This is a genomic window from Paraburkholderia lycopersici (assembly GCF_900096975.1).
Classification (GTDB): domain Bacteria; phylum Pseudomonadota; class Gammaproteobacteria; order Burkholderiales; family Burkholderiaceae; genus Paraburkholderia; species Paraburkholderia lycopersici.
Genome location: NZ_FMYQ01000028.1, coordinates 90,847 through 110,757 on the forward strand (window position 1 = coordinate 90,847; position 19,911 = coordinate 110,757).

Here is a 19,911-nt window from a genome sequence, read left to right on the forward strand (position 1 = left end):
TCGCTCAGCCCTCCCGCTTGCCGAGCAACCCGCGCGGTCGCAGGATCATCATGAGCACCATCAGCAGGTAGGGCAGAATCGGCGCGACCTGAGACAGCGGCATGCGCCACAGCGATGACAGCGTCGTGCCGTCCGTCACCGTCACGCCAACGAGCGAGAACAGATCGGAGAGCGAAGCATCCATCGTGACCGCAAACGTCTGCATGATGCCGATCAGCAGCGATGCGATGAACGCGCCCGGCAGCGAGCACATGCCGCCGACCACGGCGACGACGAACACGATGGTCCCCACCGACTCGGCCATCGACGGCGACGTGACGAACGCATTGCCGCCGATCACGCCGGCCAGGCCCGCCAGCGCGGCACCTGCGCCGAACACCAGCATGAACACGCGCTGCACGTTGTGCCCCAGCGCCTCGACCATTTCCGGGTGCGTCAGCGAGGCCTGAATGACGAGACCGATGCGCGTGCGCGTCAACACGAGATAGAGCGCCGCGAGCATCGAGATCGATATCAGCATCATGAAGGCGCGATACTTGGGGAAGTCCGAGGTGAAGACCTTGAACAGCGCCCCGTTCAGTTCGGGCGGAATGGCGTACGGCACCGCAGCCAGGCCCCAGACCAGCTTGACGCCCTCCACGATCAGGTAAGAGAGGCCGAAGGTGAACAGCAGTTCGGCGACGTGCCCGAACTTGTGCACGGTACGCAGGCCGAAACGCTCGACGAGCGCCCCGACACACGCGACGAGCAGCGGCGCCGCCACCAGCGCCGGCCAGAACCCGATCCTGCTGGCAATGGTGTAGGCGAAGTACGCCCCGAGCATGTAAAAGCTCGCGTGCGCGAAGTTGAGCACGCCCATCATGCTGAAAATCAGCGTGAGGCCCGACGAGAGCATGAACAGCAGCAGCCCATAGCTGATGCCGTTCAAGAGAGAGATGGTCAGAAATTCCACCGCCCGGTGATCCTTGTGAAATGCGTGGCAGGAGAGCGTTCAGCCCGGCCGCTTCATCTGGCAGGTGGTGGGCTGCGTCGCCGCGGTCGGCCCGAGCTGGACGTCGGTGCGCCAGCCGTAGCCCGTGTTTTCCTGATCGTACTTCACGGTCTTGCCGTCCACCTTGGTCCAGGTCGCGATCACGAGCGATTGCTGCGCCTGATGATCGGCGGCGCGCATCGTCACAGGACCGTTCATGCCGCCGACCGTCATGCCCTCGAGGGCCTTGGCCACCTTGACGGGATCGGTCGACTTCGTCTGGCTCATCGCCTTGCTCAACATGGCGATGCCGGCGTAGGCCGTAGCGAGATAGTAATCGTCGTTGTACTTCTTCTTGTAGCCTTCGATGACCTGCCCGACCACCTGCGGGTTGCTCGTCGTGTTCGGGCCGAACACCCCCACATACTTGACGTGATCGGCGCCGGCCGCGCCCATGGCGGTGGGCACGCCGGTGGTGCCGCCGTAATAGGTGTAGAAGTTGGCCGTCACGCCCGCGTCCTTGCTGGCCTTCACGAGCAACGCGAGGTCGCTGCCCCAGTTGCCCGAGATCACCGTATCGGCGCCGGACGCCTTGATCTTGGTTGCGTAAGGCGAGAAGTCCTTGACACGTGCGAGCGGATGGAAATCGTCGCCGACGATCGCGATATCCGGCCGCCTGGCCTTCAGGTCCTCGCGTGCCACGCGCGAGACGTCGTGGCCAAACGCGTAATCCTGATTGATCAGGTAGACCTTCTTGATGTCCTTGTCGCGCGCGAGAAATGTCGTAAGCGCATCCATCTTCATGTCCGCGTTCGCGTCGAGGCGGAAGTGCCAGTAGTCGCACCGCGCGTTGGTCATGGACGGGTCCACGGCGGCGTAGTTCAGGTAGACGATCTCCTTGCCAGGATTGCGCGAGTTGTATTTCGCGACCGCATCCTCCAGCGCGATGCCCACCGAAGAACCGTTACCCTGCACGATATAGCGAATGCCCTGGTCGGCCGCCTGGTTCAGCAAGGTCAGGCTTTCCTGCGGCGAGAGCTTGTTGTCGAACCCGACCACCTCGAACTTCGTGTCGTTTGCCCAGTTGTGCGCGTTGGCGAATTCCGCCGTGTATTGCCAGCTATGCAGCTGGTTCGTTCCGAGCGAGGCCATCAGGCCGGACAGCGGATCGATAAAGGCAATCTTGACAGTTTCCGCTTGCGCGGCCCCCACTACCCATGCTGAACATACCGCCGCACCAACCAGCAACGAGCGCAACATCCTCATGGACTGTCTCCTTTATGTATGCATTCCTTATCGTGCGGAAAAATTTCTGTCCGACCGTGCGATTTTCAGTATCTCAACACATTCCAGGCGCCAATAACAGCACTCCAGGGAAATCGCTGACGCCGCCAGGCCTGGCGCCTTGCGCGAGCGCAACCCGCTCCCGCCATTCACCTCGCTTGCGAGCCGCTTGTGAGCCGCTTGTGCCCGCTCGCGGTTGCAGCCCTCATGTCCGGCCGCTTGGATAGTAGAAACCAGGCGAGCGCCTCGCGAGGTCAAATTCGGACAGAAAGCCCCCATGCGGCGGACACGCCTTCACACTCCCCGCACACGGGCTTGCTTCGGCGCGGATTCGAGGCGACGCAAGACGACGTCCCAGTGCTTTCCCTGAAGTGAACGATCGGGGGATCGACCGAGCACCGGCACGGCGCGCCGGAGAAAGCAGAACTGTCTGTCGAGATTGGTCGATATCGCGCGTTCCCACTGCTCGGGATCGAGCTCCTCGACGCCACCCGTCGGCCCCGCAATGCCCGCACGTTGTTGACGAGCACGTCAAGCCCGCCGAGCACGCCCGCCGCCTCGTCGGCCACGCGCGCCGCGCAGTTTGTCGACGGCCTTCAACGCGACGTCATAGGACACGCCCGAGAACGTCTCGCCGACGTCGAACGCCTCGCCGTGACGGTTGAAAGCACGATGGTCGTCTGACGCGAACACCGAATCCGCGGACCACTTGCCCGTCAACATGCCGCTCGCCAGCGGCACCCGCGCGATGACCGCAACGGGTTTCTTTTGCGCCTGCCTGAAAATAGTGCAGCAAGCGGGCGGGCCGCGGCCGGAAGACCGCGCAGGCCCGGAACGACGCGCCCTCGAAAATCGGCGCTTGCCCATGCGACGGCACGTCACGCCGCGCAGCGGGCAAAACCGCTAAACTCCCCTTCGAAATTTTCGCAAACCCCGGATGAATCCGCACGCCCTCCGTCGACTGGTTGCCTTGCCGGGCATGATCGCCATATGGCTGATCGTGCTGATGCCCGTCATCAGTCAACTCGTTGTCCCGGCCAGAATCGGGGAACCTGTCGCGGCGGTATGCACGGTGACTGCGCCATCCGCCGGTGCGCATCAGAAGCATCAAGCGCATCGAGCGCATGACAATGGAACGATCGCCTGCTCCTATTGCGATCTGCTGGCGACTCACGCCGCCCTCCCCGCCGTTGCTTCGCCGCTTCCGGTTCTCGTCATGTTCGTGACGATCGCCGCGCCGCCTGTTCTGTCCATCCGTTTTACGCCGCTGGGGGCCTTTCCGTCCGGAAGGCCGCGCGCGCCTCCTGCCTTTTCCCGATCGTAATTACCAGCCCCACGCGATGCCCGGTCGGCGCGTCGTGGGCACATCGAGCCGCTTATGCGGCGCGAGCAATCACGACTCGAGAAAACGCAAGAAATGACACCTGCTCTGCCCGCCATCCAGGCGGCGTCGACGCTGCCCGCGCGGCCGGCTTTCGCGGCCAGGCGTGGCCTTTGCCGGCGTACGAGCCGCCTGTGGGCGTTGGGTGGTTGAAACCCGCAGAGCCGCTGGCAAAAGGAGTTGCAATGCAAAACTATGGGATTGCCCATTTATGGACGCAAGGCGATCTCGTGACGCGTGCCATCGCGCTCGCGCTCACGATCATGTCGATTCTTTCGTGGAGCGTGATCGCCGTAAAAGGGTGGAATGTCGTTGCGCTGAAGCGCATGACAAGGAGTGCAGAGCAATCGTTCCGGTATTCGGATAACCTCGCCGAAAGCATCGGAAAACTCCCCAAGGGCGCGCGCGGCGAGAACCCTTTCCTTGCCCTGGCGCTATCCGGCCAGGAAGCGGCGAAACATCATCGCCAGACACAGCAGCAGTTGCGCGATCGCATCGGCGTATCGGAGTGGATAGCGCGCTGCCTCAAGGACACCATGGACGACTGCGTCGCCAAAATGCAGAGCGGTCTCGCCGTTCTCGCCTCCATCGGCAGTATTGCCCCGTTCGTCGGCCTGTTCGGCACGGTATGGGGCATCTATCACGCACTGCTGACCATCGGCGAGACCGGACAGACGTCGATTGGCACGGTCGCCGGACCGGTCGGAGAAGCGCTGATCATGACGGCCTTCGGACTCTTCGTCGCAATCCCGGCCGTGCTCGGATACAACGCGCTCACGCGCGCAAACCAGAGCATCGTGTTCCGGCTGAACCGGTTTGCGCACAGCCTGCATGCATTTTTCGTGACGGGCGAGGAACTGTCGCCGACAAAGAGCGGCCTGCGCGTGGCCGCGCGCAACCAGTGACGACAAAGGCTGCCGTCTTCAATGGCAACCCATCCCTATATCGGCGACGAAGACGACGGCTTGATGAGTGAAATCAACATGCCACCGCTCGTCGATCATGCTGGGTTTGCTGATCGTGTTCATGGTTCACGTCAGGAGCAGCCAGTCTTCAGTTCGCCGCCTGCTGTTCGAAGCGCCTCAGCAGGTCGTTACCGCGCGAATTGGCGGAATCGAGCGCCTGCTGCGGCGTCTTGGCGCCCGTCCAGACCTGTTCGAGCTCTTCGTCCATGATCGTGCGAATCTGCGGCATGTTGCCGAGGCGCAGGCCCTTGGTCCACGGTAGCGGCGGCTTGTTGAGCATCTGCTTCGTCGCCGTGTCGGCGCCGGGGTGCGACGCGTAGAAGCCCTGCTGCTGCGTGAGTTCGTAGGCGGCCTTCGTGACCGGCAGATAGCCCGTGTCCTGATGCCACTTCGCCGCAACCGCCGGCGAGCTCAGATACGCGAGGAATTTCGCCACGCCCCTGTAGACCTCGGGAGTCTTGCCGCCCAGCACCCACAGGCTCGCCCCGCCGATGATGGCGTTCTGCGGCGCGCCCTTCACGCCCGGGTCGTACGACATCATGCCGGTACCGAACTTGAACTTCGCGTACTGCTGCACGTTCGCGAGCGCACCCGACGATCCCATCATGATGCCGCAGTCGCCGCTATAGAACTTGGCGGTGGCTTCGTCCTTGCGGCCGACATAGGTGAAGGTGCCTTGCTTCGCCATGTTCTGCAGGAAGGCGATGTGCGCGACCTGCAGCGGCTTGTTGATTTCGAGCTGCGCGTCGAGACCGTCGAAGCCGTTGTTGCGCGTTGCGATCGGTGCGCCTTGCCACGCGCTGTAATTCTCGATCTAGATCCAGCCCTGCCAGCCTGTCGTGAAGCCGCAGGCCATGCCTGATGCCTTGAGCTTCGCGGCGGCGGCGGCGACTTCGGGCCAGGTCTTCGGCGGCGCATCGGGCAAGCCGGCCTTCTTGAAGGCGTCGCGATTGTAGTAGAGCACGGGCGTGGAGCTGTTGAACGGCATCGACACCAGATGGCCAGTCTTCGCGTCGCTGTAATAACTCGCGATGGTCGGTACGAATGCCTTTTCTTCGAGCGGCACGCCGGCGCTCTTCATGACGTCCGACACCGGCAGCACGGCCTTCTTCGCGTTCATCATCGTGGCGGTGCCAACTTCGTACACCTGAAGGATGGCCGGCGCATCGCCGCTGCGGTAGGCCGCGATGCCGGCGGCGAGCGTCTGGTCATAGGTCCCCTTGAAGACGGGCACGATCTTGTATTCGCTCTGCGACGCGTTGAACTGCTGGGCAATCTCGTTCACGCGCTCGCCGAGCTGGGACTCCATGGCGTGCCAGAACTGGATTTCGGTGGCAGCGTGAACCGCCTGTGCGCCGCCTGCGAGCAGCACGGCGGCCATCAGCGTGCGCAAGCGGCCGCGCGAACCTGCGCGTCGTATCTCGTTCTTTTTCATCTGGGTCTTTTCCTGTTATCGATCGTTGTCCCGGCTTCGATGGGATCTCGCTCAGGACTTTGCTTCAGGACTTCGATTTTGGACTTCGATACACCGGGCCGCACGTCCATCGCCGGTTGCAGGCGCAACCGCATCGCAAGCAAGCTTGGGCCGAGAGCAGGGCAAGGGTAGCACAGCGTATGGGGCGCCCGTGTGATGGTGCGTTTTTCGGATCGGGCATCGCACCGATGCAGGCAATGCGTGCCACGTGGGCGCACACATGCAGGCCGGCCGGTTGTGCATTCAATGCCAAGGCGTGGATTACGGATGCCCTCGGAGCACGCTTATCCCGTCCGCGTCCTGGGTTGGAACCCCGGCTTATTGCGGCATGGTCGCGTCCGCGGCGGCGGCGCGCTTCGGATGCGCCGCGAGCCAGCCGCGCGAGCGCGCGAGCAACGCACGCCGCACGGGCGTGTCGTAGTACCGGTCGACGCTCCACGTGAGTAGCACGATGCCGGGCAGCAGGATCACGGCGCTCACGCCGGACGGATGCTGAAGCAAATGGCTGCGGTAGGCGAAATCCTGCACCATGAACGCGAACGGCACGTGAAGAACGTAGACGGCATACGAAATCGCCCCCGAAAAAGCGAAGAGGGACAGCAGGCGCGCGGGAGGCTCCACCCGGCATGCCGCCCAGACGATGGCGGGAAGGGCGATGAGCGCGATCAACAGATCGACTGCGGGTTGATGGACCGTCGACCAGGGCATGAAGAGCAGGCCGACCGCCAGCACGACGATGACGATCGCCGAAAGCGATCCGCGCCTGCGAGCGGGCCGGTGGAACCGATAGAGCAGCAGACCGGCGGGAAACGCATAGCCGAGGCGTGCAAACCCCACATAGAACGTCGGCCACGAAACACCATTGCTGAGGCCCGACGTATAGGCCGCTATGCCGAGTAAAACGCCCGACGCGCACATGATGAAAACGAGCACCCGTGTCGTCAGGTGGCGAAAGAACAGGCCGTAGGCCAGGCTCGCGGTCAGTTCGAAGAACAACGACCACGCGGGAAAATCAAGCGGATAGATCAGGTCGAGTTTTTCGGGGAGCGGATAGAACGTCCGCAGGGGAGCATGCGACGGCATCATCAGCAAACTGCCCGGGACCGCAGAAGCGATTTGATGCCAGTCGGATGCGGGAAGACGGTACGCGAGAGCAGCTACGCCGAGCGCGAGACCGGCGAAATAGAGCGGATACAGGCGAAACAATCGCAGTACGAAATACTTCTGCCAGTTCAATTCGCCTGATGAAAGCTTTCTGTCGTAAGCGTTTGCAATGACGAAGCCGCTCATCGCGAAGAAGAGATCGACTGCCAGATAACCGTGTTCGATCTCAGGCAGGTGGTACAGCGCGTGGAAGTGCACGAAGACGACGACCATTGCCGCCGCGCCGCGCAGGCCGTCTAGCGTAGCGTATCTCGAGTCCGTATTCGGCTGTCGCATGGCCCCTCCGGCCGCGTTTATGGCGGCTTCCGCTGGAAAGGTACCCTGCGCAATGGTGACACGTTGGTGTGTTGACAGACATAACTCTCGAGATAAATCCCGAGTTCGGATTTAAGGGAATCCCCTGGTCGCAACGGGCACGGATTTCCTGAGCCCTCGAAAGCGAGCGATTGCTCACCTTACTCGCCATTGTCCAGTGCACGTTGCTGATAGGAGAACGTGGTGGCAAACACGGCGTCTATATTGACGAACTGTCCAATGGTGCCGCCGCCCCGCAACCTGTCTTGAAGAACGTGCTCGGCGTCCAATAACTGCTCGGCTCGCTTCAGAATCCCTTCGCATTGGGCCAATGGCACCACCACGACTCCGTTATCGTCGCCCACGACAATGTCGCCGGGCGAGACGACAACGCCGCCGCACTGGACCGTCGCGTTGACCTCGCCATACCCTGCGATGGCCGCGACGTTCGGCACGATTCCGCGGCACACCACGGGAAATCGTAGACGTCGTATCTCCGACACGTCGCGGCAGGCGCCGTCGATGACCGCAGCCACGACCCCGCGATTCAGCGCCGACAGCGTCATGTTCTCGCCCCAGAATGCCGTGCTGGCTGCGGTGTGTGCATCGATGACGACCACGTCGCCGGGCTCGCTGACATCGATCGCCTTGAAGGGCGCGGCAAGATCCGAAGCCAGGGTTCGGGCCGTCACGGCAGTGCCAACGAAGGCGACAGGTTCGAAGACCGGCCGCATCTGAACGGACATTGCTCCGAACCGTCCCATGCAATCGGACAACGCACACGTTACGGATTCGTATGACGCAAGCAGTGCCCGATATCGCCGCATGACCTCGCCGGAAGGACGCGTGATGGATGGTAAGTTCATGGCAACCTCCGCCGCAGACTCGTCACCTCTGAATCATAGTGCAGCCTCGGAGCGACACTCATCGGACTGCCGACATGCTTACGCGATGGCGTTCAAGTTCCGCCCGTGGTCAAGCACGTCCGACGGCAGGCGTCCAGGTGAGCAACCGCAAGGCATCTGCGAGCGACAGCACCGTCGTGCGCGAATCGAATGCGGTGGAAAACAAATGCTCGTGTACCACGTGGTCCGGGTCGTAACAACAATCCTTCACCGTGTACAAGCGGAAATCCGCGTCACTCGCATACGCGACCGACGACAGCACGACACCGGTCGAAGCAATACCAACCAGAATCAGCGAATCGACACCTTGCGCACAAAGGCGCGCCTCCAGATCGGTGCCAAAGAACACTCTGGCGCGATGCGCGACGATGAGCGGTTCATTGGCCTGCTGGCCTAACTCGGGCGCAGTCCGATCATCGACAAAAAGGCCAAGTTGCTTGATTCCCTGCCCATTCTTGTTCAATGGGCTGACTTCCGGATAGCCCGGACTGAACCGGAGGTTGGCGAAATACACGCCGACGCCCCTGGTCCGCGCTGCGTCGCATAGCTTGCGCGTATTGGCGAGCAAGGCCGGCGCGACCGATGGAAAGAGCCCGAGAATATCGGTCTGATAATGCATGACGACAAGCGCGGTTTGCGCCGGGATGATTGCCGGAATCTGCGAACTCACGTGCTGCCCGGGCCGGCCGCCGATCCCGTCGTTTCCGCTGCCGCTGGAATTCACGCCGGTTTCCATCACCCCGCCGTTTCCCCGGCTGCGGCCTTTTTCATGAGTGGCCTCTTTGCAGCCGCGATATTCCGCGTAGCCGTCGTCCTCGCACTGGCTTTCCTGGCCGTGGACTTCCTCGTGACAGCACTCTTCGCAGTGACTTTCTTCAGCGAAGATTTCCTGGCGCCAGTTTCCTTCATCACGTATGTGGCCACGCCGTCAATCAGGAATGCGGTGCGGTCCCTGGCGCCCGCGAGCCATCCCGGCGCGGTACCACGACCGGACCAGGTCGCTCCGGTTTTCGGGTCGCGATACTTCGGCGGCTGCGGCCCACGCACGTAGTTACCTGCCTTTGGCGTTTTCACTGCAGTAGCGGCTTTCGGCGTCGCGCCCGCAATCAGGAACTTGCTTCGGTCCCTTGCATTCGCAATCCACGCTGGTGCCCGACCATGCCCGGTCCAGGTCGCACCAGTTTTGGGATCGAGATATTTCGCAATCGAGGCACCCTGCCTTGCCGCTGCAATCGTTCCTGCTTTGCGACCAAACCGTTTACCAACGAATGCTTCAATATCGGCGACAGTTACCGAATGCGCTTCCATCAGGCTGCGAATCTTCTCGAGCACTGCCGTCGACTTCTTTGTCGTCAGCGCTTCTGCCTGGTCCTGGAGCTTTGCGATTCTTGCCTGAATCGATTCGAGCGTCGCCATTCGCGGTTTTTCCTTTGATAAGATACTTCGTCGCACTATGCCACATCGTGCAGCAACCACAACGTTAACTGTCGATTTAGTTTTCACCGGGCAATGCGAGGAACGTCGCTCTCCATTTCCAGGCGATTCGTGCAACACAACATTCGAATCGCGCTGACGAAGAGAAAGGGTCCTGCTCCCGCGTTTGGACAACACATGGAACGAGAGACATACAAGGGATACGTTTTATGGGGCCACGCCATTGCACAACAGGCGGGGATCCTCACTCCCGAGCACTATGCCGGGAGTGGTACGGTAACCCGGGACAACAAACTCATTGACGCTTCAGGCGTTCTGGATTTGTTTAATTCTGAAGATGACGCGCAGAAAGCCGGATTAGCCTGGGCGCGAGCATGGGTGGACACTCACGGTTAGCGCTGTCGTTAAAGGCATCCCAAATCGTGGACCCAGATACGCACAAAATCGTCCCGGCGCAATCGCCGGGACCGCACGACGTTCGCCGAATATCCGCCTGACAATGAAAAAGCATAATCACATTGACGACCTAACCCCCACATCTTTTAGTTAGTCATTCTTATCAATTCGGCAGCGTGCCGAAAAATCCGCGCGCGCCACACGCAGCCGGCGACGATGGTCGGTCTGCGCCATGGGTTTTGACCATGATCCCGATTCTGGAATGGGGAGCGTTACGCAAAAACGCTCGCGGCCGCGAACTTCAGCTATAATCGCCCCCTGTCTTAGGGGAGTAGTCTGCTTCGCCGGCCCCGGCGAAGCGCCGCCGTCAACATAATTGGTGCGAGTTCACCATGGCGCCGGCAGCCGTATCGTGCGAATACGCGGCCTGACGAGACCTATGACGTTTTCCCTTTCACCCGGGCCGGGCGAAGGGAAGCGTCATGGTTTCGGTGCCCGGCTCGCAAAATAACGGCAAAAAATGACTCGTCTCGCCCCACATCACCCCCGCATTTGCGCCACGGAGCAAACGTCATGATCTTGACGTTCGCCCTGCTCATTGCCGCGGCCGGCATTATCTATTTGTCCTGCGAGACCTTCGTCAATAGCGTCGAGTGGCTCGGCCACAAGCTCAAGGTCACGCAAACCGCTACCGGAACGATCCTCGCAGCATTCGGCACGGCGCTGCCCGAGAGCGTAGTGACGCTCGTCGCCGTGGCCTTCGGGGGCAGTCCTGCGCACAAGGAAATTGGCGTTGGCGCGGCGATTGGCGGCCCGCTTGCGCTCAGCACGATCGCGTATGCCGTGGTGGGCGTCGCGCTGCTTGCCACGGCGGCGCGCGTGGGCCGCGAGCGCGCGGCCACGGTCGACGTGAATACCCGCCGCCTGCGTCGCGACCAGCTATGGTTCCTCGCGATCTTCGTCGCGAAGATCGCGCTCGGACTCGTGGTGCTCAGCTTCAAGCCGGTGTTAGGCGTAGCGTTCCTCGCGGCGTACGCGTTCTACTGCTGGAAGGAACTCTCTGCCGAGGACAGCGGCGAAGTGGAAGGCGACCTCGAACCGCTGAAGCTGCGACCGCGCGACGCGAATCCCGGCATGGTCTGGATTCTGCTCCAGACGGTGGGTGCGCTCGTCGTCATCTTCGTCGCCTCGCATCTGTTCGTGCAGCAGATCGGCGCGGTAGGGCCGTGGCTCGGCCTGAGCCCGCAACTGACCGCGCTGCTGTTCAGCCCGATCGCGACGGAGCTGCCCGAAATCATGAACGCAATCATCTGGGTGCGCCAAGGCAAGGAGCGGCTCGCGCTCGCGAACATCAGCGGCGCAATGATGATTCAGGCCACCATTCCTACCGCGTTCGGCCTCTTCTTCACGCCGTGGCATCTCGGCGCGCCGTCGATTCTCGCGGCCGCAACGACCATGGCCGCCATCCTTTTCCTGCAGTGGACGTTTCGCGCGCCGAGCGTGCGCAGCCGTCAGCTCACGCATGTCGGCTGGCTTTATGCCGTGTTCGCGGCGCTGCTGTTCGTGGTGTAACGCGACCTGGCCAGCCAAGGCGGCCGCCCGCGTGCCCGCGTGGTGATGCCGCCAGCGGATCATTTCCGAATGCCTCACCATGGCGACCAGCCGCCGCGCATCGTCCATCCTCGGGATGTCGTGGCAGGCGTGCCGGGTGAAGATCGGCACGAGATGCGCGAGCGGCGTCGCCCGATGGACCGCATGCACTCCGGCCGCCAGCGGGCCTCCATCACGGCCTCAACCGTTTCCTCCATGCGCGCCGTCTCGCGCGGCACAGCGGCCCCCACAAACGCTCGGGGCCGGCGGGCGGCAGATCGCCGGGCGCGTGGTGCACCCCCCTGCCGACCACGCGGTCCATGGCGTCGATCACCGGCAGCGTCGAGGCGCCATGGCGGCCGAACATTTCGCGTGCCGCATGCATATCCATCGTCACGGGTATCGCAGGACACACCATCGGCATGATCTCCTGACAAGTTAGTTCGTCGAACGATTTGGGAGAAATGACGGCCGGTTCCAGTCAATACTGTGCGAGCGCGGCAAGCGACGCAGCCTCTGGCGCTGGACGAACTGCGGTGCGCGGATAGCGATGGCCTGTGAGCCCGTGGAACGCCAGGGCGACACCCAGCAAGACGATGGCTGAGACGCAATTGGCGCAAGCACAAAGTGAAAGCCCAACGCATGCATGGCGGTCAGCGCGACGGCGCCTGACGGTGCATGCAAGCAACGGCACAGGAACATCGTGCAGATGGCCGGACTGTTTCCGTGTCCATCACGCTGAGCTGCATGCGCTGGGCGTATCGCTCTTTCTGATCGGCTTCGGTCAGGGCGTGGCGTTGCCCGCACTCCTAAGGCGCAACGTCGAACGCATTGATCGCTGCTGGTCGGGCCTCGCGGCTGAGTTCGTCCGCTCGGTTTTGCAGGTGAGCGCCGCGCTCGTCGTCGCGGTGCCCGACGGTCTCTTCTTTGCGCTCGCGGGACCTGACGCGAGCGGAGAACACGTCACTCGTATTAGCCGGTACTCGATCTGACAGGTAACCAGTTCCCACAAACGGTTACCTCGGCGCCAGAATCAGTCGAGGGCGGGAATTGTCAGCTGATTGCCATAGCGGCTAATGATCTTGATGTACGCCTCGATAGCCTGGCGTTCGAGCTTGCGCCGCGGCCACGAAACGACAAGGTTGACGGTCGGTGCGATGATGCTGTCCTTCCCGGACCGCGCGTGCCGAATCATCTAGTCGCGCGACGCAGGCGTATTCGTCTCGTGAAGTACGCAGCAGCATGTATTCGACGAGCGGGCACTCGCGGCGTTTGAGTTCGGCGTAGCGCTCGCCCGCGATCTGACACGTGCCGAGCCCGCCGACTGCTATGGCTCCCCCGATGGCAATGAATAGTCTGCCCGACATTCTTCCGGTAATCCAACGGCGTCACGGCGATGGAGAGGGGGGGTATTCCCGCTGGCACAGGACATACGTCCTCAGTCTGGACGCAGGTGAAACCGCGTGTCCCCCCCTTGCGCCGGACCGGCGAACCTCCCGATATTTCATTGGGTGCAATGCGACCCCGACACGTCCTCATTTTCGAATCCTTTTTTTCGCGCCTTGGCGTCTTTCATGTTGCGCGTTCATTAAAAGAACAAGGTCGTCGTGAGGCTATGGCCGATGTTTGCGTGGGCGCTGCTACCCGTTCGTTCAGGAGGCACCCCGTCAGGTCACGCGCGCAGATGGAGGCGCGTGACCTAAAAGAACTGGAATGGGAAGGCGTGGACCTGCGTACCTAAGGCAATAGCTATCCATCGGTACGATGGCTGCCCAGCGGCGTTTTCGCGGCGAAATATCAGCACAATTGCCAGCCCCAACATAGGTAACCGAGGTGACCTTGCTCCGGATAGTGACTGAAACCGGCTCACGCCTGACCAGCAGGTCACCATCATGTTTTGTGCGGTGCACCTTAAGAGACCACGACGCGTGTGAACCATCCCTTGCTCCCATATCGGGTGACCTGAGATGGGTAACCGGAAATGGGAGATAACCTCGAACCATGGGCTCTTTTTTCTGGGAGCCCAAGCGGCCACGGGGCAAGGGAAGATTCGAGGTGCCATCTCCTCCGGCCGTCAAGAGCGCGGGCGATCCCATAAATAGCTACCTGTGATTTTGGCCAGGTCCCATATCTGGAGACCAGAGAGGGATTATTCCTTTAAAATTATGGTATTAGAGCTGTAACTGAATGTTGAATATTAGAAACCGCTAATCCAGGTGACGGTTTATGGTGCCGTCCAAGCCTTGGAAAACGGCTAAGGTAACCAGGAATGGGGTATCGAGGTTGGTGATCACTCACATCGAACAAGGTCCCCGTTTTTGGGAGACCTCTTTTTCATCGAACGCTGTTTTAGTGTTTACCTTTTACGCTTTAACATCTTTAGTAAACCTTTAGGAGTCTCAAACCCTTATCAGATAAGGCTTTGCGGCCGATTTGGTGGCTTGTTATGGGATTTGCGGCACCGGGTATGGGAGGTCTGGGCTGTGGATATGGGGAATCGGTAGCCAGGCATGGGGTACACAGGTTGTGGATATGGGGAGACGGTTGCTCTCTATGGGAAAAACGCGAATTTGCTCACGGGTAGCCGTTTATGGGGGGCATCGAAGGTCTCCAGTTATGGGATGTTTCTCAGACCTGGAGCCTTTCGAGTCCACTTCTCTGGTTGATTGAGGTCTCCAGTTATGGGAAATAGCTTGGGTAACCGGCTATGGTGGGTCTGTATCCGGTGGATGCCCGGCTCATTCAGTCGCCGGGCCGGGACCTCTACGAGGACTCTCGCTTTCCGAGCGGGGCCCTGAAGAAGGTAACTCTCTATGGGATCGAGCATGGGTTACCTGTTATGGGGAGATACGAGGACCATCTCGATTTGCGTTGTCGTATTTTGTCCTTCTGAAGGTAGCTAGTTTTGGGAAACCCTACAGGTCACCATTTATGGGAGGTTGTAGCGATCAGAATCACGGCGGCGGGCACTCCGGTGCAATCCGGGCAAGACGGGGTAATTTCCCATTGCCGGGTACCTATTGGCGTGCATCTTTCTAAGTGAGTACTCACATTGGTGCTAATGGTTGCCGCTTATGGGATGAATTCGATCGCGGTGACAGGTAAAGGTCTCCGGCTATGGGAATTGCCGTCATGTTTGCGACGACTGCCTCAAGGGATTGCGAGGTGCTCCGCCTGGAAGGAAAGGTCAGTATGTCAATGCTCTTCGGGCTTGCGTGTCGTGTCGCGCCACAATTGTGTTCCCGGTCTTGAGTCACCTGGTCGGTTGGTATACAGTTACCAACCGACCAGGTTTCCTTTCAACGTGGCTCATATGGCAAGAAAAAAGGCCGACGGCGGCGACGCCGACAAACAAGGTGCACTCGTATTTCAGCAAGGCCAGCCGCCTGACCTGTTCCGCAAGGCCGTCCCCGCAATTCACATCGCACCGAAGTCCGGGTCGATTAGCCTGCAGCAGCGCAAGATGTTCAGCTCGCTGATCAAGAACGCCATTCGTCAGGATTCTCTCGAAGCCGGCCGGTCGTCGTTCGAGATCACGATTTCGGCCCTTTCCCAGGACGTCGATCTGAACAGCAACAACACCGAATACGTCAAGGAAACGATCAACTCGCTCATCAGCACGGTCGTCAACTGGGACTACCTCACGCAGGACAAACGGAGCATCTGGAAAGCGTCCGGTTTGCTCGCCGGCGCCGAACTCGAGCGATCGGTATTACGTTACACCTTCTCCGAGCAGATTCGCGGCGAACTGCTGAATCCCGAAATTTACGCGATGATCGACATGCGTATCACGCGTCAGTTCAGGAAGGCTCATTCGCTCGCGCTATGGGAGAACGTTGTCCGCTACGAGGCCGTGGGCATGACCGCGCGCTTTCCGCTTGCGACCCTGCGCGATCTGATCCTTGGGCAAGATACCTCGGCGCAGTCTTACAAGCTCTACAAGCAGTTCAAGAGCCGCGTACTGGTGCCGTGCATCAAGGAAGTGAACGAAATATCGGATCACACGTTCGAGCTAATCGAGCACAAGGTGGGACGCTCGGTCGTCGCCCTTCAATTCCGTGTGACCCGCAAGCCGGAGACGGATCCCTCGCAGGAGTTGCGAGCAAGCGAGACACTGCTTATCGGCGAGATGTCGAAGTTCAGCGTTCCAGTTTCCGAGGCGCGCCGCCTGCTCAAGCAATACGGCGACGAGAAGATTCGCACGGCAGTTGCCTATACGGCGGCGCGCGTGGCACAAAAAAATGCTGCTCCGCTTGCGAATGTAGCGGCGTATTTCCGCAAGGCCCTTATGCAGGGCTATCAGTTGCCTGGTGCGAATGCCGCCGCTCCGGCCGCCGATGCGGGCCGCGCACGCGAAAGCCAGGATCAGGTCAAGGACCGCTACATTGCCGCGAAGATCAGCGAGGCGCGTGCCTACTTCAATGAACTCGAATACGACGATCAGACGGCGCTGATCAAGCGTTACAACGACACGGTCGGCATGGACAAGCTCAAGGTGTCGACTGCTAAAGTGCCGAGCAAGATGGCGTCGACGAACTTCTTCCGCTGGGTGGTGCTCGATACGTGGGGTCAGCCGACCGCTGCCGATCTGCTCGAATTCCTGTTGAGTGGTCAACAGGCGCCGGCGGGGAGTGAAGGTCTGCCGGCTGCGGAAGTCGAGTTCGCATTGAAGGCGCGGGACGAGTGAGATTGATGACCGAAAGAAACAGCGGCTTCGGCCGCTTTTTTTTGAGGAGCGATTCCTTTAGGATTCGACCAAAAATACTTGGGGATTTATCCAAATATAACGATAAAGCAATTATGGGTAAAAATAAATTCCCGACTATATGGCTTTAGCCGATTTTCAGTTCTGCTGCGACTTGTGAATTCAGACGGCTCCCCTGTTCGCGACGACTCAATGGCGGATGTCCGAATTTGCGGAGGTAAACTTTGCATGGGACGATGGCTGTAGTCTCTCCACGTGGAGAGTCGGCGCATGGTACGAATCACCGGTTCGCCTCGGCAAGAATGCAGCATTCCGCCGTCGTAAGCGCGACATGGAACGCCTCTCCCTACGCGTCATCGCCCCTTTCACAGGTTTCATTCAGTTCGCTCAAGAGATAAATTCAAATGGCCGCCGACGAATCTTCACGTGGAGATTGCCGGAGCATCGTCTGGCAAGCTTCCAGATCGTCGGAGACGGAAGCATTGAACCAGTGAATCTCCACGTGGAGATTCGTTGAGGCGGCGGCGTTAGCCTCGGCGACTTCAGCACACATCATTCCCTTTCGCGACTATCTGGTAACGCTAATGCATCTCTTGTAGTCATACACGCCTCAAACATCATCACAAGGATGACGATCCAGCTTGAATACTGGGTCAGCATTTTCTGACCTTGCACGACGCACGTAATCTCCACGTGGAGATTACGTGTTCTTCCGCGAACGCTGACGGGAACAAGGGGGGCAGTCCCAGTCGCAATAAAGCGTTGCACTCCACTACTCAGTTCTTATCCGTTCGGTCATCTGGTTGTGAACAGACAACGTCTGTGACAGAAATCCTAGAATTTACTTTAAGTTACCGCTAGACTGCCGAGTGACTTGCTGAAGTCTCCACGTGGAGAGTGCCGGAGACTCATCCGCTGTTGAACATTGCATGGAGAAACGAATGGGACTCGTGATAGCCGTAGCGAACCAAAAGGGTGGGGTTGGCAAAACAACCACCAGCATGAATCTGGCTGGGGCATTTCAGGCTGAAGGCTATAAGGTCTATGTCGCCGACGCCGATGGCCAGCAATCATGTATGAGCTGGTGCGCAGCATCGGGTCCCGAAACGCCCCTGCCGTTCCGGGTCGGCAGTATTCACAAGCTTGAGAAAATGATCGGGCCGGAGATCGCGGCACTGGCCAATGACTATGACGTCGTGATCGTCGACTGTCCTCCCAACATTAACGATCTTACTACCGCCCGCGTCCTCGCCGTTGCCGACGCCACCGTTATACCGACCGATGCATCGCCTATCGACATCTGGAGTAGCGAAGGGATGATGGAACTGGTCGAGCGCACCCGGGTTGCTAATCCAGCCGGAAAGTTTGCGATTTTGCTAAATAAGTCTAATTCGAAGACCTTGCTGCATACGCAGATGAGCGCCATCCTCGCGGAGAGCAACGTCCGCGTATTCGCATCTGCCATCAAGCAACGCGAACTCTATCGCCAGACGGCGGCGCTCGGCCGCACGGTTTTCGACGTACGCGGTATCCGCGGGGCGAAGATCGCGAAGGACGAGATCAGCGCGGTTTACAACGAGATCATTGCGCTGGTTCAGGAAGAAGAGGAGATCGTCGATGGCCGCTAAGCTCAATTTCACCAGCAAGGTCCGCGCAGGCATGGCTGCCGAGCGTGTTTCGGCAGGCGAGCGGCTTGCCGAAGCCGATGTCGTCAATATCGCGCACCGCGACGCTGGGGCGCCAGGCGCCGCAGTCAGCCCGGCCGTCGCGCCGACGGAAAGCGAAGCGCCGCTGTCCCTGCATGCCGTTCGAAAAATTCCCGTCGAAGACGTCGTTTCCAATCCGTACAACCCGCGTGCGTTCTACAGCGCCGAGACGATCGACGAACTTGCTGGGAGCTTTGCCACGCAAGGGCAGATCACCCCGATCCTTGTTACGAAGCTCGCGGCCTTTCCCGGCCAATATGTGATCGTCGACGGCGAGCGGCGCATTCGCGCTGCTCGCTCGCGCGGCGACAAATTCATCGATGCCGATATCCGCGAGGGTCTCGACAACCAGAATCTGTACCTGCGTGCCTATCACGCCAACAAGGAGCGTGAGGAGCAGACGGTATTCGACGACGCGCTCGCGTGGAAAAAGCTGCTCGACGATCGCGTCTATGTCGATCAGGTGGAACTGGGTGTCGCAGTCGGGGAAGATCCGAAGCACATCAGCAAGGTGATTTCGCTTACGTCGCTGCCCCCGTATCTGCTCCAGCGAATGGCGCAGAACGGCAGGGATATCGGCCTCGGACATGCCTACAACATCAAGCTGATTTTCGACCGCGCTGGCGCAACGGTCGCCGAGCATTGGCTCCAGCAGGCGATAGAAGGAAAGGCGAGTGTGCGCAAGCTCGAGGCGGCGGCTTCGGCGGAAGCGGGGGCGCGTCGTGTTGGGCCGCGCCGCACGCATTACCAGTCGCGCGTTCAGTTCAATCGTCCAGACGGCGTAGCACTGGGCGAGTTGAAGCTGTTCGGCGACGGTAGAGCGGAGCTGAGTCTGAAGGGTATCGCTCCCGCCGATCAGCAGCGGTTGGCTGAGCGCGTAAAGGCTGTAGTCGAGCAGTGGGCCTCCGAAATGGATGGATCAGACACGGCCTGAACCTCGCGGATCGTGGTGAGACGGGGGCGTCTTCGGACGCTCTTTTTGTTGCCGTGTGCGAGCCCATCGGCACATGGCGGAGGGCAGGGTCGAAACCGTGAAACAGCGATGAGATGGCGGAAGAAGCGGGATAGTGCTTTAAAAACAAATGATTACTGTCAATTTCCTAGAATGTTTCACGAAAACTGGTGGGCAAATGAGGGTTAAATCGTGACTTGGATACCTCCGATCATGCCGTTATCGAGTTCCACTCTAAAAAGTAGCAAATAATACGTAATTTGTAATTCATTTCTCACGGCGAGAGTCCGCGCAATTGACAGAACCCACTATTCCAGGTCATTCTTGTTGAATGAACTGTCGCCCCTTCACGATTGCGCTGATTATTCGCACCATTCAACGAATGGTGGGTTAGCGTACGTCTTGCAACAGTGACAACAACCCGCCCCCAAGAGGCGGGTTTTTTGTTTCCGCCTCCTGGCCAAATGAAAGTGAGTACAGGAGCCGTCATGCAGGTGCATCAAAATCTTCCCGCCGACCAAACAACTGAAGCATTAGAAGAAACCGCAGCCGCGCAGACGCGACGCGACGAGAACGACTATCTCAGGGAGATTCTGACCGCCCGCGTCTACGACGTGGCCCGCGAGACCGAGCTCGAGCGCGCGCCGAACCTCTCGGCGCGCCTGCGCAACCCCGTCTTCCTCAAGCGCGA

15 protein-coding genes, 4 pseudogenes and 1 riboswitch are annotated in these 19,911 nt (G+C 60.1%); of the genes and pseudogenes, 9 read left to right on the forward strand and 10 right to left on the reverse strand.

Annotated features, from left to right (window positions below):
• Positions 1 to 4: 4 nt before the first annotated feature.
• The 4 genes and pseudogenes from BLU17_RS25305 to BLU17_RS25320 all read right to left on the reverse strand — a co-directional run.
• The gene (locus BLU17_RS25305; RefSeq protein ID WP_092003011.1) at positions 5 to 952 is read right to left on the reverse strand and encodes a branched-chain amino acid ABC transporter permease; all 948 of its coding nucleotides are present in this window, start codon (positions 950 to 952) and stop codon (positions 5 to 7) included.
• Positions 953 to 991: 39 nt separating this feature from the next.
• Positions 992 to 2,236 carry a branched-chain amino acid ABC transporter substrate-binding protein gene (locus tag BLU17_RS25310; protein ID WP_092003014.1) on the reverse strand — a complete coding sequence of 415 codons (1,245 nt, stop codon included), beginning with the start codon at positions 2,234 to 2,236 and terminating at the stop codon, positions 992 to 994.
• Positions 2,237 to 2,635: 399 nt separating this feature from the next.
• A pseudogene (locus BLU17_RS34620) lies at positions 2,636 to 2,826 on the reverse strand (SDR family oxidoreductase); the annotation flags it as partial.
• A gap of 1 nt (position 2,827) precedes the next feature.
• A pseudogene (locus BLU17_RS25320) lies at positions 2,828 to 3,037 on the reverse strand (aldo/keto reductase); the annotation flags it as partial.
• A 154-nt stretch (positions 3,038 to 3,191) separates the two neighbouring features.
• On the opposite strand from BLU17_RS25320, the gene BLU17_RS25325 reads away from it, so the two are divergent.
• Positions 3,192 to 3,578: a DUF2946 domain-containing protein gene (locus BLU17_RS25325; RefSeq protein ID WP_092003017.1), complete on the forward strand. Its 387-nt coding sequence runs from the start codon at positions 3,192 to 3,194 to the stop codon at positions 3,576 to 3,578.
• A gap of 242 nt (positions 3,579 to 3,820) precedes the next feature.
• Positions 3,821 to 4,540, forward strand: coding sequence for a MotA/TolQ/ExbB proton channel family protein (locus BLU17_RS25330; RefSeq protein WP_092003020.1), 720 nt, complete (start codon positions 3,821 to 3,823; stop codon positions 4,538 to 4,540).
• A gap of 148 nt (positions 4,541 to 4,688) precedes the next feature.
• On the opposite strand, the pseudogene ugpB reads toward BLU17_RS25330, so the two are convergent.
• From ugpB to BLU17_RS25355, 5 genes and pseudogenes are all read right to left on the reverse strand, one after another.
• Positions 4,689 to 5,981 (reverse strand): annotated as a pseudogene (gene ugpB, locus BLU17_RS25335) (sn-glycerol-3-phosphate ABC transporter substrate-binding protein UgpB).
• Between the two features lie 411 nt (positions 5,982 to 6,392).
• Positions 6,393 to 7,514, reverse strand: coding sequence for an acyltransferase family protein (locus BLU17_RS25340; protein WP_092003023.1), 1,122 nt, complete (start codon positions 7,512 to 7,514; stop codon positions 6,393 to 6,395).
• 179 nt (positions 7,515 to 7,693) lie between these two features.
• A complete protein-coding gene (locus BLU17_RS25345; RefSeq protein ID WP_092003026.1) occupies positions 7,694 to 8,398 on the reverse strand; it encodes an RraA family protein in 705 nt (234 codons plus the stop codon).
• Positions 8,399 to 8,507: 109 nt separating this feature from the next.
• On the reverse strand, positions 8,508 to 9,173 hold the full coding sequence (locus BLU17_RS25350) for a cysteine hydrolase family protein (protein ID WP_092003029.1): 666 nt from the start codon (positions 9,171 to 9,173) through the stop codon (positions 8,508 to 8,510).
• Positions 9,173 to 9,853: an H-NS family nucleoid-associated regulatory protein gene (locus BLU17_RS25355; protein ID WP_092003033.1), complete on the reverse strand. Its 681-nt coding sequence runs from the start codon at positions 9,851 to 9,853 to the stop codon at positions 9,173 to 9,175. Before BLU17_RS25355 ends, BLU17_RS25350 begins: the two co-directional genes overlap by 1 nt.
• 195 nt (positions 9,854 to 10,048) lie before the next feature.
• On the opposite strand from BLU17_RS25355, the gene BLU17_RS33955 reads away from it, so the two are divergent.
• From BLU17_RS33955 to BLU17_RS34625, 3 genes are all read left to right on the forward strand, one after another.
• A complete protein-coding gene (locus BLU17_RS33955) occupies positions 10,049 to 10,267 on the forward strand; it encodes a hypothetical protein (protein WP_092003035.1) in 219 nt (72 codons plus the stop codon).
• Between the two features lie 314 nt (positions 10,268 to 10,581).
• Positions 10,582 to 10,769, forward strand: a riboswitch (yybP-ykoY riboswitch).
• Positions 10,770 to 10,840: 71 nt separating this feature from the next.
• Positions 10,841 to 11,839 carry a sodium:calcium antiporter gene (locus BLU17_RS25365; RefSeq protein WP_092003038.1) on the forward strand — a complete coding sequence of 333 codons (999 nt, stop codon included), beginning with the start codon at positions 10,841 to 10,843 and terminating at the stop codon, positions 11,837 to 11,839.
• Between the two features lie 614 nt (positions 11,840 to 12,453).
• Complete coding sequence (locus BLU17_RS34625) at positions 12,454 to 12,849, forward strand: hypothetical protein (RefSeq protein WP_176929196.1); 396 nt, start codon at positions 12,454 to 12,456, stop codon at positions 12,847 to 12,849.
• Positions 12,850 to 12,890: 41 nt separating this feature from the next.
• Here BLU17_RS34625 and BLU17_RS33320 read toward each other — a convergent pair whose 3' ends face one another.
• Complete coding sequence (locus tag BLU17_RS33320; RefSeq protein WP_176929197.1) at positions 12,891 to 13,052, reverse strand: hypothetical protein; 162 nt, start codon at positions 13,050 to 13,052, stop codon at positions 12,891 to 12,893.
• 2,118 nt (positions 13,053 to 15,170) lie between these two features.
• On the opposite strand from BLU17_RS33320, the gene BLU17_RS25380 reads away from it, so the two are divergent.
• From BLU17_RS25380 to BLU17_RS25395, 4 genes and pseudogenes are all read left to right on the forward strand, one after another.
• Positions 15,171 to 16,544: a replication initiation protein gene (locus BLU17_RS25380; protein WP_092003046.1), complete on the forward strand. Its 1,374-nt coding sequence runs from the start codon at positions 15,171 to 15,173 to the stop codon at positions 16,542 to 16,544.
• 959 nt (positions 16,545 to 17,503) lie between these two features.
• Positions 17,504 to 18,190, forward strand: a complete 687-nt coding sequence (gene parA / locus BLU17_RS25385) for a ParA family partition ATPase (RefSeq protein ID WP_092003049.1) — start codon at positions 17,504 to 17,506, stop codon at positions 18,188 to 18,190.
• Entirely contained in the window at positions 18,180 to 19,202 is a 1,023-nt protein-coding gene (locus tag BLU17_RS25390) for a ParB/RepB/Spo0J family partition protein (RefSeq protein ID WP_092003052.1), read from the forward strand. The genes parA and BLU17_RS25390 overlap by 11 nt, the downstream gene beginning before the upstream one ends.
• Before the next feature lie 506 nt (positions 19,203 to 19,708).
• Positions 19,709 to 19,911, forward strand: a pseudogene (locus tag BLU17_RS25395) (hypothetical protein); the annotation flags it as partial.

Excerpts from the sequence above, each read along its gene's own strand:
- BLU17_RS25325 (WP_092003017.1), top strand. The coding sequence starts at position 3,192 with ATGAATCCGCACGCCCTCCGTCGACTGGTTGCCTTGCCGGGCATGATC.
- parA (WP_092003049.1), top strand. The coding sequence starts at position 17,504 with ATGGGACTCGTGATAGCCGTAGCGAACCAAAAGGGTGGGGTTGGCAAA.
- BLU17_RS25355 (WP_092003033.1), bottom strand. The coding sequence starts at position 9,853 with ATGGCGACGCTCGAATCGATTCAGGCAAGAATCGCAAAGCTCCAGGAC.
- BLU17_RS25380 (WP_092003046.1), top strand. The coding sequence starts at position 15,171 with ATGGCAAGAAAAAAGGCCGACGGCGGCGACGCCGACAAACAAGGTGCA.
- BLU17_RS34625 (WP_176929196.1), top strand. The coding sequence starts at position 12,454 with ATGGCTGAGACGCAATTGGCGCAAGCACAAAGTGAAAGCCCAACGCAT.
- BLU17_RS33955 (WP_092003035.1), top strand. The coding sequence starts at position 10,049 with ATGGAACGAGAGACATACAAGGGATACGTTTTATGGGGCCACGCCATT.
- BLU17_RS33320 (WP_176929197.1), bottom strand. The coding sequence starts at position 13,052 with ATGATTCGGCACGCGCGGTCCGGGAAGGACAGCATCATCGCACCGACC.
- BLU17_RS25330 (WP_092003020.1), top strand. The coding sequence starts at position 3,821 with ATGCAAAACTATGGGATTGCCCATTTATGGACGCAAGGCGATCTCGTG.
- BLU17_RS25365 (WP_092003038.1), top strand. The coding sequence starts at position 10,841 with ATGATCTTGACGTTCGCCCTGCTCATTGCCGCGGCCGGCATTATCTAT.
- BLU17_RS25390 (WP_092003052.1), top strand. The coding sequence starts at position 18,180 with ATGGCCGCTAAGCTCAATTTCACCAGCAAGGTCCGCGCAGGCATGGCT.
- BLU17_RS25340 (WP_092003023.1), bottom strand. The coding sequence starts at position 7,514 with ATGCGACAGCCGAATACGGACTCGAGATACGCTACGCTAGACGGCCTG.
- BLU17_RS25310 (WP_092003014.1), bottom strand. The coding sequence starts at position 2,236 with ATGAGGATGTTGCGCTCGTTGCTGGTTGGTGCGGCGGTATGTTCAGCA.
- BLU17_RS25345 (WP_092003026.1), bottom strand. The coding sequence starts at position 8,398 with ATGAACTTACCATCCATCACGCGTCCTTCCGGCGAGGTCATGCGGCGA.
- BLU17_RS25350 (WP_092003029.1), bottom strand. The coding sequence starts at position 9,173 with ATGGAAACCGGCGTGAATTCCAGCGGCAGCGGAAACGACGGGATCGGC.